Below are 12,712 nucleotides of genomic sequence, written 5' to 3' on the forward strand. Positions count from 1 at the left end.
TCGTCTCCCGTTATTTGCCGGCCGCAAGCTGCGACTCGGTCATGTGGTGCTTTTCGTTCACGCGCGATACGAGCAGGTTGCACACGAACCCGATCACCAGCAGCACCGCCATGATGTGGACGGTCATCGTGTACGCGTCCGCGCCGACCACGCCGTTCGCGACTTCATACGCGCGCACGTAGTTGACGAGCACCGGACCCGCGACGCCCGCCGCCGCCCACGCGGTCAGCAGACGACCGTGGATGCCGCCGACATACGCGGTGCCGAACATGTCCGCGAGATACGCGGGCACGGTCGAAAAGCCGCCGCCGTACATCGACAGGATCACGCAGTACGCGAGCACGAACAACACGATGGTGCCGCCCTGCGCGAAGTGCGGCACCCCGTAGTACAGCAGCGCGCCGAGCGCGAAGAAGATGAAATACGTGTTCTTGCGGCCGACCCAGTCCGACGCGGACGCCCACACGAAGCGGCCGCCCATGTTGAACAGCGACAGCAGCCCGACGAAACCCGCGGCCGCGGCGGCGCTGACGCTGCCCTTGAAGCTCTCCTGGATCATCACCGACGCCTGGCCGAGAATGCCGATGCCGGCCGTCACGTTCAGGAACAGCACGAGCCAGATCAGGTAGAACTGCGGCGTCTTCAGCGCCTGGTCGATGTGGACATGGTTGCTCGACACAAGCTTTTTCTGCGTGGTCGCGGGCGGCGTCCAGCCCGCCGGCTTCCAGTCCGGCGCCGGCACGCGGATCGCGAGCGAGCCGATGGTCATCGAGATGAAGTAGGCGATGCCGAGCACGACAAACGTTTCCGCGACGCCGATGCTGGTGGCGCTCTGGAAGTGCTTCATCAGCATCACGGACAGCGGCGCGGCGATCATCGCGCCGCCGCCGAAGCCCATGATCGCGAGGCCGGTCGCCATCCCGCGGCGGTCCGGAAACCAGCGGATCAGCGTCGACACCGGCGACACGTAACCGAGGCCGAGGCCGATCCCGCCGATTACGCCGTAACCGAGATACAGCAGCCAGATCTGATGCATCCACACGCCGAGCGCGGACACGAGGAAACCGCCGCCGAAGCAGCATGCGGCGGTGAACATCGTGCGGCGCGGGCCGACGCGTTCGAGCCACTTGCCGCCGAACGCCGCGGACAGGCCGAGGCAGACGATGGCAAGCGAGAAGATCCAGCCGAGCGTCGTCAGCGACCAGTCGTCAGCGGCGGACTGGGTGATGCCGATCACTTTCGTGAGCGGCGCGTTGAATACCGAAAACGCGTACGCCTGGCCGATGCACAGGTGTACCGCGAGCGCGGCGGGCGGCACCATCCAGCGGGAAAAACCGGGTGGCGCGATGGTGGCCTCCTTCGAGAAGAAGGGCGCGGAACGGGGTCCGCGCGATGAGTCCGCTACGCTGCTCATGTTGTGTGTCTCCTTTCTGTGGCTTGCCAATACAACGCGAACGGGGGCTGCGCGCGCCGTGATCCTGCCGCACGCGACGCGTTCCCCGCGCATCGCGCACGACTGCGTCCGGGTCACTCGCGCGGGGCTGCGCAGCGGCGACCGTATGACGCATTTACTTCACCGGAAAAATCCGGATGTCCCGAACGTTAGTGCGCCCGGCGACCGTTGGCAATATGAGACAGAAATGCATATGGGGCGCGACGCGCCCCATGAAGGAGAGAGACGGAAGCGGAAACGCACGCGTCAGGCAAGGCCCGCGACGAGCGCGGCGCCGATGGAACCCAGCACCAGCACGACGCCGATGGTGCGGCGGCGGTTCAGTTCCGTCCACAACAACACGCCGGTCAGCGACAGCAGAATGAGACTGCCGGCGATCGTATCGATCAGCAGCACCCAGCCGATGCCGAGCCCGACGCCGCGATGCAGGTTGTTCAGCGTGCCGAGGAACGAACTCTCCATCCGCTTGACCGACACGTAACCGTTGCCGACCCAGTATTCGGCCTGAAGGCTCTGCGCCGGTCCGGCAAGACTCATCTGCCAGAACTCCGGCTGAACGACGCTGCGCTCGCCCCACGCGACCGGATGCGCCGCTTCGCGGCGCACGCGTCCCGGCCGGCCGTCGAAGCGCAGTTCGCGTTGCAGCCAGCGCATCATCTGCTGCGGCGACGCGGGGCGCTCGGCGGGCAAGGCGACCTGCATCTGCTCGACCTGCGGTTCGCCGGTCGGGATCTTCATCGGCCCCGCGCGATGGTTCAGCAGGAAGCCGGTCACGCCGAACAGCAGCCCGAGCACCGCGCCCCACAGGCCGACCCAGCCGTGCACCTTGCGCAGCCACTTGATGAAGGTGGCGCGGCGCGAACGGTGCCGGCGCGCGGCCAGCGCGGCTTCGTCGAGACGCGCGCGCGCATGCTGCGCGGCGGCCGCGCTGACAGGCTCGATGGTTTCGGGCAATGCGGCATCGGCCCGTTCGGGCTCGTTCAGACGGACATTCACGGCAAACTCCAGGCACGGCCGGGCGGCCGCGTGGACGAAACGCCGGGCGGCCGGCAAACAGGGATGGGCGGATGGGCAACGGGTGCGAAGCGAAACGCCGTGCGTGCTGGAAGAAGCGCGCGGCGTTCGCGGCGACCCGTCTGCGCCGGCTGGCGTGCGCCCGCCGGCAGAAAGCACCGGGAACGACAGGCTGGCTATGGCTTGCTTACGCAAAAACCGCTGACGTTCGCATGGACGAAGCAGCGGCTTGCGCAAAAACGCGCCAATCATTACACAACTGAAAGGTTTTCTCAATCGTGCGGCGTGTGCGATATGCCGGAGCGGACGCCGCAACAGGAACGCGCAACGCCATAACAAGCCGCGTCACACCGGCCACAGCGGCCCTTCCTGCATCGCGCCGATCTGCTCGCGCAGTTCGAGGATGCGGTCTTCCCAGTAGCGCTGCGTGTTGAACCACGGAAACGCGGCCGGAAACGCCGGGTCATGCCAGCGCCGCGCGAGCCACGCCGAATAGTGGATCAGCCGCAGCGTGCGCAACGCCTCGACCAGATGCAGTTCGCGCGGCTCGAATTCGCAGAAGTCCTCATAACCGGCGAGCAGGTCGGTCAACGCGCGCGACGCCGCCGCGCGTTCGCCCGGCAGCAGCAGCCACAGGTCCTGGATCGCCGGCCCCATCCGGCTGTCGTCGAAATCGACGAAGTGCGGGCCGGCGTCGGTCCACAGCACGTTGCTCGGATGGCAGTCGCCATGCAGCCGCAGCGAACGCACGTCGCCCGCGCGCGCGAACGCGTCCTCGACGCCTTGCAGCGCGAGCGTCACCGCCGCCTGCCACGCGGTGCGCACATCGGCCGGCACGAAACCGTGTTCGAGCAGGAAGTCGCGCGGCTCGTAGCCGAACGTCCGGATATCGAGCGCCGGGCGCGCGAGGTACGGCTGCGTCGCGCCGACCGCGTGAATCCGGCCGATGAAGCGGCCGAGCCATTCGAGCGTGTCGCTGCGGTCGAGGTCCGGCGCGCGGCCGCCGCGCCGCTCGAACACCGCGAAGCGGTAACCGTCGAACGTGTTCAGCGTGCGGCCTTCCAATTCGAGCGCCGGCACCGCGGGAATCTCGCGCGCCGCCAGTTCCGCGACGAACGCATGCTCTTCGAGGATCGCCTCGTCAGACCACCGCTCGGGCCGATAGAACTTCGCGACCACCGGCGGCCCGTCCTCGACGCCGACCTGGTACACGCGGTTTTCGTAGCTGTTGAGCGCGAGCAGGCGGCCGTCGGTACGGCGGCCAGCCGGCATCAGCACGCCGTCGAGCGCATCGAGCACGCATTCGGGCGTGAGGCGCGCGTACGGAGCCGCAGCCGGATCGGCGGGCTCGGAGGAGAGATCGTGGTTCATTCCCGCATTGTGCATCGCGGGCGGGGAATCGGCGAGCCGAAGCGTGCACACGGCCCACGCGCGGCGTCGCGGGAGACGCGTGCTGACGATCGGGGCGGCGCGGTGCCGCGCGCCCCGGAGCCTGCCGCGCGGGACCGGCAGCAGGGGGAGAAAAACGCTCTGTCAGTGAACCTGGGCGCTCGCGGGCCGCACCTGCTCGCCGGTGTCGATCAGGTCTTCCAGAAAAAAGGGCTCGGTATTCAGTTGGGCCGACACGCCGGGTTCGCCGGCATACCACGTAACCATGGCCATGTCGCCCAGAATACGCATCACGATGCCGCGCGCGCCATGAGGCACGGCGATGTGCACGGTGCGGACAATAGAACCGATTTGCATGATGTTTCCCCGTTCCTGTGCCGGCTTCGAACGAATGGAACGCCGGTCAAAGTAAGTGGTGGCAAAAACGCAGCGCGCTCGCAGTTGCGCGTACACCGAAGCAATGCCCGCCGGCATCGCCCGCCGCGCCGCGATCGGCAGGTCGCGGACACGCCGTTTCATGCATTGTTGCCGTTTTACGTGTTCGAGCAAAGCAAAAAAAACGCAACACGACCGACACATAGTTTCAGCGACAATTGTGGCGTTAAAACGACTTACGAAAAACTGACTGTAACAGACCGTAATCCATAGGCCGCTAACGATTGCGGACGTCGTCATTGAAAAAGTACGCTTTCGTCCAGCGACAGGCGCTATAGTCCTGTCGCACCGGAAGCAACCGTTTCGCATACGCGGACCGGTAAAACCACCCGATAACCCCCGCCGGACGTAGCCAGAGCCGCCACGTTCGCACTACTCCGCCATCAGCGAAGGTACCTGGCGTTCCATGTGGATTGTCCGACTCGCGCTCAAGCGCCCGTATACGTTCGTCGTGCTCGCCCTGCTGTTGATGATCGTCGGGCCGCTGACGATCCTGCGCACGCCGACGGACATCTTCCCGAACATCGACATCCCCGTCCTTTCGGTCATCTGGAGCTACACGGGGCTGCCCGCCGACGAGATGTCGCGACGCATCGCGCTCAACTACGAGCGCGGCCTCTCGACGGCCGTGAACGACATCGAGCACACCGAATCGACGTCGCTCAACGGCATCACGGTCGTGAAGATCTTCTTCCAGCCGAATGCGAACGTGCAGGAAGCGCTCGCCGAAGTCGCCGCGCTGTCACAAACGCAGCTGCGCTCGCTGCCGCCCGGCATCACGCCGCCGAACATCCTGCGCTATAACGCGTCGACGGTGCCGATCCTGCGGCTCGCGCTGTCGTCGCCGCAACTCACCGAGCAGGAGCTGTTCGACTACGGCAACAACTTCCTGAAGACCGAACTCGCGACGGTGCCGGGCGCGTCCGCGCCGCTGCCGTACGGCGGCAAGCAGCGGCAGATCATGGTCGACATCGACCAGCGCCAGTTGCAGCAGCACAACCTGTCGCCGACGGACGTCGTCAACGCGATCAGCGCGCAGAACCTGATTCTGCCGTCCGGCACCGCGAAGATCGGTTCCACTGAATATTCGGTGCTGCTGAACGCGAGCCCGGCCTCGATCGACGGGCTCAACAACATGCCGGTCAAGACGACGCCGGCCGGCACGATCTACATTCGCGACGTCGCGCACGTGCGCGACGGCTTCGTGCCGCAGACCAACATCGTGCGCGTGGACGGCCAGCGCGCCGCGCTGCTGACGATCAGCAAGAGCGGCAACACCTCGACGCTCGCCATCGTCGACCGCATCAAGGCCATGATGCCGACGCTGCACAACCTCGTGCCGCCGTCGATGGCGATCGATCCGGTATCGGACCAGTCGCTGTTCGTGCGCGCGTCGGTGCAGGGCGTGCTGCGCGAGGCGGTGATCGCCGCCGGGCTGACGGCGCTGATGATCCTGCTGTTCCTCGGCAACTGGCGCGCGACGCTGATCATCGCGATCTCGATTCCGCTGTCGATGATCACGTCGGTGATCGCGCTGTCCGCGCTCGGCGAGACGATCAACATCATGACGCTCGGCGGGCTCGCGCTCGCGGTCGGCATTCTGGTGGACGACGCGACCGTCGCGATCGAAAACGTGAGCCACCAGCTCGAACAGGGCAAGACGCTCGAACAGGCGATTCTCGACGGCGCGCAGCAGATCGCGGTGCCGACGCTCGTCTCGACGCTGTCGATCTGCATCGTGTTCGTGCCGATGTTCTTCCTGACCGGCGTCGCGCACTACCTGTTCATTCCGCTCGCCGAAGCGGTGGTGTTCGCGATGCTCGCGTCGTACTTTTTCTCGCGTACGCTCGTGCCGACGCTCGCGAAGTACCTGCTGCGCCATCATCACAAGCCGGCGGACCTGCATCCGTCCGGGCAAACACGCAATCCGTTCATGCGGATTCACCTCGCGTTCGAGCGCGGCTTCTCGGCCGTGCGCGAGCGCTATCACGGGTTCCTCGCCGCGCGCATCGCGCATCCGGTGCCGTTCGTGGTCGGGTTCCTCGTCTGCTGCCTGCTGTCGATGGCGCTGCTGCCGTTCATCGGCCGCGACTTTTTCCCGCAGGTCGATGCCGGCACGATCGCGCTGCACGTGCGCGCGAAAACCGGCATGCGCGTCGAGGAAACCGCGGTGCTCACCGACCGCATCGACAAGCGCATCCGCACGCTGATTCCGGCCGGCGAACTGCATTCGATCATCGATAACATCGGCGTGCCGGTGTCGGGGACCAACCTGTCGTACAACAACACCGGCACGGTCGGGACCTCGGATGCGGACGTGCTGATCGCGCTGAACGAGGACCACCATCCGACCGCCGACTACGTGCGCCTGCTGCGCCGCACGCTGAACGACGAGTTCCCCGGCGTCCAGTTCGCGTTCCTGCCCGCCGACATCGTCAGCCAGACGCTGAACTTCGGGATGCCCGCGCCGATCGACATCCAGATCGTCGGCCGCAACGTCGCCGGCAACCGCGTGTTCGCCGCGAAGCTGCTCGCGAAACTGCGCGGCGTGCCGGGTTTCGTCGACGCGCGCATCCAGCAGCCGGCCGACCTGCCGCGCATCTTCATCGACGTGGACCGCACGCGCGCGCAGCAGGCCGGCTTCACGCAGAAGGACGTCGCGAGCGATCTGCTGATCACGCTGTCCGGCAGCCAGCAGACGACGCCGACGTTCTGGCTGAATCCGCGCAACGGCGTCAGCTACAACGTGGTGACCGAGGCGCCGCAATACACGATGGACTCGCTGCAGTCGCTCGCGAACATTCCGCTGACCGCGAACGGCCGCAGCAACATCCTCGGCTCGCTCGCGAGCATGCGGCGCGAGTCGGGCGAGGCGGTCGTCACGCACTACAACGCGCAGACGACGATCGACATCTACGGCACCGCGGACGGCCGCGATCTCGGCGCGGTGTCCGACGACATCGACCGGATCATCGCCGACGCGAAAGCCGACTTGCCGAAGGGCTCGACGATCGAACTGCGCGGCCAGGTGCAGACGATGAACGCGTCGTTCTCCGGGCTGCTGTTCGGCCTCGTGTTCGCGATCGTGCTCGTGTACCTGCTGATCGTCGTGAACTTCCAGTCGTGGCTCGATCCGTTCATCATCATCACCGCGCTGCCGGGCGCGCTCGCCGGCATCGTCTGGATACTGTTCCTCACCCATACGACGCTGTCGATCCCGGCGCTCACCGGCGCGATCATGTGTATCGGCATCGCGACCGCGAATTCGATTCTCGTCATCAGCTTCGCGCGCGAGCAGCTGCTCGAACACGGCGACGCGGTGCGCGCCGCAATGGAAGCCGGCTACACGCGCTTTCGCCCGGTGCTGATGACCGCGCTCGCGATGGTGATCGGGATGGTGCCGATGGCGATCGGCCTCGGCGAAGGCGGCGAGCAGAACGCGCCGCTCGGGCGCGCGGTGATCGGCGGCCTGGTGGTCGGCACGGTCGCGACGCTGATCTTCGTGCCGGTGGTGTTCTCGCTCATCTACCGCAAGCTCGGCGAACGCCGCCAGCGCGTAATCGAAAACGTAGTGCCGAAATCATGAAAATGACGATTGTTCCTTCTCTCTCGATCCGGGGATGCAATGCAACCGCCGCACGCTGACGCACCGAAGCCGCCGCACGACGCGCCGCGCACGCGCCGCCGCTGGCCGCTGGTCGTCGCGGCGCTGGTCGTGATCGGCCTCGCCGCGCAGGGCATCTGGTCGCGCCACAGCGCGCAGGCCGCGCTCGAAAGCGATGCGCAGCATGCGAGCACGCTGTCCGTGCAGGTGGTGGAGCCGCAACGTTCGACGCGCACGCTCGACCTCGTGCTGCCGGGCAACGTGCAGGCGTTCCTCGACACGCCGGTATATGCGCGCACGAGCGGTTATCTGCGCAAGTGGTACGCGGACATCGGCGCGCACGTGAAGGCGGGCCAGTTGCTCGCGGAAATCGACACGCCGGAAGTCGACGACCAGTTGCGCGCCGCGCGCGCCGACCTCGCGAATGCGCAGGCGAACTACACGCTCGCGCAGACGACCGCCGCGCGCTGGACCGAGATGCTGCAGAACCGTTCGGTGTCGAAGCAGGAGACCGACGAGAAGGTCGCGGACATGCTCGCGAAGAAAGGCACGCTCGACGCCGCGCGCTTCAACGTTTCGCGGCTCACGCAGTTGCAGTCGTTCCAGAAGGTCGTCGCGCCGTTCGACGGCATCGTAACGGCGCGCAACGTCGACGTCGGCGCACTGATCGACGCGGGCAGCTCGGGCGGCCCGCAGAAGGAGCTGTTCCACGTCGCGCAGGCGGACCGGCTGCGCGTGTACGTGAACGTGCCGCAGGCGTACGCCTTGCAGATCCGTCCGCAGACGCACGCGTTCCTCACGCTGAACGAGACGGCCGGCAAGCACTATCCGGGCACCATCGCGCGCACGGCGGGCGCGGTCGATCCGCAGCAGCGCACGATGCTCGTCGAAGTCGACGTCGACAACCGCGCCGGCGAACTGCTGCCCGGCGCGTATGCACAGGTGCACTTCGCGCTCGGCGGCGACGCGGCCCCACTCACGCTGCCGGGCAACGCGTTCCTGTTCCGGCCGGACGGCGTGAAGGTCGCGACCGTCGATGCGCAGAGCCGCGTGAAGCTCGTCGGCGTGACGCTCGGCACCGACTTCGGCACGCGCGTCGCGATCGCGGCGGGCCTGACCGGCGGCGAACACGTGATCGTCAATCCGCAGGACTCGATTGTCGACGGCACGCCGGTGCGCGTCGTCGCGGGCCATCCGGCGGAAACGCAGGAGCAGGCGGCCGGTTATCGCGCTGCGCAGCCGGCGTCCGGCGCGTCGAGCGCGAAGGCGCCGTCATGAAACGCGCATCGCCCGGATCGCCGCGCGCGGCAACCGTCAGCGCCGCGCTGGCCGCATGGGTTGGCCGGGCGCTGCGACCGAAACGCCGCGCCGCAAAGACCTTCGCGCCCGCGTCCCGTGCGAAGCCCAGCGCATGCGGGACACGCAGCGCACGTGTCGCGCGCCCGGCGCGCGCGCTGCCCACAGCGGCCGTCATCGTGGCGGCCGCGCTCGCCGGCTGCACGGTCGGACCGGATTACGTGCGGCCGACCGCGACCGTCGCCGCGACGTACAAGGAACTCGAAGGCACCGGCTGGACCACCGCGAAACCGGCGGACACGGCGCCGCGCGGCGCGTGGTGGCAGATCTACGACGACGCGCAGCTCGACGGCCTCGAACAGCAGGTCGAGCACGCGAACCAGAACGTGCAGGCCGCGCAGGCGCGCTTTCGCGCGGCGCGTGCGAACGTCGCGCAGCAGCGTTCGGCCTTCTTCCCGCTCGTGACCGCGAACGGCGGCTTCTCGCGCGCGCGCACGTCGGCCAACATCGAGCATCGCTCCACGGCCGGGATCGCGCTGAACGACTACATCGCGGGCGTCGATGCGTCGTGGGAGCCGGACCTGTGGGGCCGCGTGTCGCGCAGCGTCGAGGGCGCGAAGGCCGGCGCGCAGGCGAACGCCGCCGACGCGGCCGCGATGCTGCTGTCGATGCAGGCCGAACTCGCGACCGACTATTTCGAACTGCGCGGGATCGACCGCGAACGTCAGCTGCTCGACGACACGATCGCCGCGTATCGCGAGTCGGTGCAGTTGACGCAGCATCGCTACGACGGCGGCATCGCGACCGACGCGGACGTCGGGCAGGCGCAGACGCAGCTTCAGACCACCGAGGCGCAGGCGATCGACCTCGGCGTGCAGCGCGCGCAGCTCGAACACGCGATCGCGATCCTGATCGGCCAGTCGCCGTCGACGTTCTCGCTGCCGGTCGAGCCGCTGAAGGCGACGCCGGTGGTGTCGCCGACCGGCCTGCCGTCGACGCTGCTCGAACGGCGGCCGGACATCGCGGCCGCCGAACGGCAGGTCGTCGCCGCGAACGCGCAGATCGGCGTCGCGACGGCCGCGTTTTTTCCGAACCTCGTGCTCGCGGTGACCGGCGGCCTCGAAGCGACGAACTACAGCCAGTGGCTGCTCGCGCCCGCGCGCTTCTGGTCGCTCGGGCCGACGCTCGCCGGCACGCTGCTCGACTTCGGCGGACGCGAGGCGGTCCGCAACGAGGCGCGCGCGCAGTACGACGAGAGCGTCGCGCAATACCGGCAGACGGTGCTCGACGCCTTCGGCCAGGTCGAGGACAACCTCGCGACGCTGCGCGTGCTCGAACAGGAAGCGCTCGCGCAGGACCGCGCGGTCGCGGCCGCGCAGCGCACGCTCGCGATCGTCAACGACCGCTATCGCAGCGGCGCGATCACGTACCTCGACGTCGTCGTCGCGCAGACGACTGCGCTGTCGAACGAGCGCCAGGCGGTCGCGATCGCGCGCCGGCGGATGGCCGCGAGCGTCGGGCTCGTGAAGGCGCTCGGCGGCGGCTGGCAGGCTTCCGACCTGCCGACCGACGAACAGCTCGTGCATCCGGACCGGCAGGCCGCGCCTGCGGCCGCCGCGACGCCCGCGACGAAACCGGGCGAAGCGGCGACGCGGGGATAAGAAGCGGTCGCGCGGACGACGCCTGGCAGCCGACTACGCCGGCGCTCCAACAAGCGCCACCCGGCCGCACCCGGCGGCGCGACAGGGGCGCGCGGAAAGCCTTGTCGCGAAGCAGCGGCGGTTGCGCCGGGCATCTGCCGTTAAACATGAAAAACGGCTGCTCGCGCCACGTGTCGTTTCCCCATTGGGCTCAACAAGCCCGCCGCCCGATCCGCTACGGCGACGGACGCCCTGGCGACAAGGCAGCGATCCCGCAAGACGGACGCCGGCATCGCGCTCCACGGCGCGCACCGTCCGCGCCGCCCGCCCTCCGATCGCCCCCAATCGCCCGACAACTCCACGCAATCCGCTTAACAAGCGTATCGTTGCGGCTTTGCGATTTCTGGAGATGACTGCCGTGACCGTCCAGCCGGACTCCGACCGGACCCCGAGCGCCCCGCCCGCTTCGATCCCGTATCTCGAACGCGGCTCGCCGTCGTACTGGCGCGCGAGCCTCGCGCTGCTGTTCGCCGGTTATGCGACGTTCTCGCTGCTGTACTGCGTGCAGCCGCTGCTGCCCGCGTTCTCCGACGCGTTCGGCGTGAGTCCCGCGCAAAGCAGCCTGTCGCTGTCGGTGACGACCGCCGCGCTCGCCGGCGCGATCTTCGTCGCGGGCTTCGTGTCCGAAAGCTGGAGCCGCCACAAGCTGATGACCGCGTCGCTCACCGTGTCGTCGCTGCTGACGCTCGCGGTCGCGTTCGTCCCGCAGTGGCATCAGCTGCTCGTGCTGCGCGCGCTCGAAGGGCTCGCGCTCGGCGGCGTGCCGGCGGTCGCGATGGCGTATCTCGCGGAGGAAGTGCATCCGGAAGGCCTCGGCCTCGCGATGGGCCTGTACGTCGGCGGCACCGCAGTCGGCGGGATGGCCGGGCGCGTGATCACCGGCATCGTCGCCGACCTGTTCGGCTGGCGCGCGGCGATTGCCGCGATCGCCGTGCTCGGCCTGCTCGCGACGCTCGCGTTCCGCGCGCTGCTGCCGCCGTCGCGCCATTTCGTGCCGCGCGCGGGGCTCGGTTTCGCGCATCATCGCGCGGCGCTCGCGAAGCACTTCGCGCGGCCCGGCCTGCCAGTGCTGTTCTCGATGGGCTTCGTGCTGATGGGCAGCTTCGTCACGCTGTACAACTACATCGGCTACCGGCTGCTCGCGCCGCCCTACCGGATGAGCCAGGCGGAGATCGGCGCGATCTTCGTCGTCTATCTGCTCGGGATGGTCGCGTCGCCGTGGTCCGGCCGGATGGCCGACACGTTCGGGCGCGGCCGCGTGCTGATCGGCGGCCTCGTGCTGATGCTCGCGGGCCTGCTGCTGACGATGCTGCATCCGCTCGCCGCGATCGCCGCCGGCATCGGCCTGCTGACGGTCGGCTTCTTCGCCGGCCACTCGGTCGCGAGCGGCTGGGTCGGCCGGCTGGCGAAGGAAGCGAAGGGACAGGCGGCGGCGCTTTATCTGCTGTCGTATTACCTCGGGTCGAGCATCGTCGGATCGATCGGCGGCCACTTCTGGACCGCATACGGCTGGAACGGCGTCGCGGCGCTGGTCGGCGCGCTGCTGATCGTCGGGATCGTCGGCGCGACGACGCTGCGCGCCCGCGAGGCGGCGGAGGCTGCGTGACCGTGTTGCATCCGCGTCCGGGGAACCGGCTGCAATTTGAACGGCCGCAATCCACACCGCATCGATTCGAAAGCGAAGAGTAATAAAAGCACTTGCGTGCGAACCTGTTGCGACGCCCGCGCGGATTCGCCGCAAAACCATGCCTGGCGGGGCTCCCGTGCGTTGCCGCGGCGCACCTCAGGACACGGCGTCTGCCCGAACGCCGAAAACGCTCG

At 68.1% G+C, this 12,712-nt stretch carries 8 protein-coding genes; 4 read left to right on the forward strand and 4 right to left on the reverse strand.

Translation table 11 applies throughout. The annotated features are described in order from the left end of the window. Positions 1-10: 10 nt before the first annotated feature. From BLV92_RS00215 to BLV92_RS00230, 4 genes are all read right to left on the reverse strand, one after another. Positions 11-1,414: an L-lactate MFS transporter gene (locus tag BLV92_RS00215; protein WP_090541087.1), complete on the reverse strand. Its 1,404-nt coding sequence runs from the start codon at positions 1,412-1,414 to the stop codon at positions 11-13. A 285-nt stretch (positions 1,415-1,699) separates the two neighbouring features. After that, positions 1,700-2,437, reverse strand: coding sequence for a PepSY-associated TM helix domain-containing protein (locus tag BLV92_RS00220; RefSeq protein ID WP_373681805.1), 738 nt, complete (start codon positions 2,435-2,437; stop codon positions 1,700-1,702). Between the two features lie 375 nt (positions 2,438-2,812). Further along, entirely contained in the window at positions 2,813-3,838 is a 1,026-nt protein-coding gene (locus BLV92_RS00225) for a serine/threonine protein kinase (RefSeq protein WP_090541093.1), read from the reverse strand. A 162-nt stretch (positions 3,839-4,000) separates the two neighbouring features. Then, positions 4,001-4,213, reverse strand: coding sequence for a hypothetical protein (locus BLV92_RS00230; protein WP_090546710.1), 213 nt, complete (start codon positions 4,211-4,213; stop codon positions 4,001-4,003). A 484-nt stretch (positions 4,214-4,697) separates the two neighbouring features. Between BLV92_RS00230 and BLV92_RS00235 the strand changes: the two genes are divergently transcribed. The 4 genes from BLV92_RS00235 to BLV92_RS00250 all read left to right on the forward strand — a co-directional run bounded on the left by BLV92_RS00235 (position 4,698) and on the right by BLV92_RS00250 (position 12,497). Beyond that, positions 4,698-7,877, forward strand: coding sequence for an efflux RND transporter permease subunit (locus tag BLV92_RS00235; RefSeq protein ID WP_090541096.1), 3,180 nt, complete (start codon positions 4,698-4,700; stop codon positions 7,875-7,877). A gap of 39 nt (positions 7,878-7,916) precedes the next feature. Beyond that, the gene (locus tag BLV92_RS00240; RefSeq protein ID WP_090541100.1) at positions 7,917-9,173 is read left to right on the forward strand and encodes an efflux RND transporter periplasmic adaptor subunit; all 1,257 of its coding nucleotides are present in this window, start codon (positions 7,917-7,919) and stop codon (positions 9,171-9,173) included. Between the two features lie 176 nt (positions 9,174-9,349). Beyond that, positions 9,350-10,852, forward strand: coding sequence for an efflux transporter outer membrane subunit (locus tag BLV92_RS00245; RefSeq protein WP_243843878.1), 1,503 nt, complete (start codon positions 9,350-9,352; stop codon positions 10,850-10,852). Positions 10,853-11,240: 388 nt separating this feature from the next. Then, positions 11,241-12,497, forward strand: coding sequence for an MFS transporter (locus BLV92_RS00250; RefSeq protein ID WP_090541107.1), 1,257 nt, complete (start codon positions 11,241-11,243; stop codon positions 12,495-12,497). The last annotated feature ends 215 nt before the right edge of the window (positions 12,498-12,712 follow it).

The sequence above is a fragment of the Paraburkholderia caballeronis genome (genome assembly GCF_900104845.1).
Classification (GTDB): Bacteria; Pseudomonadota; Gammaproteobacteria; order Burkholderiales; family Burkholderiaceae; genus Paraburkholderia; species Paraburkholderia caballeronis.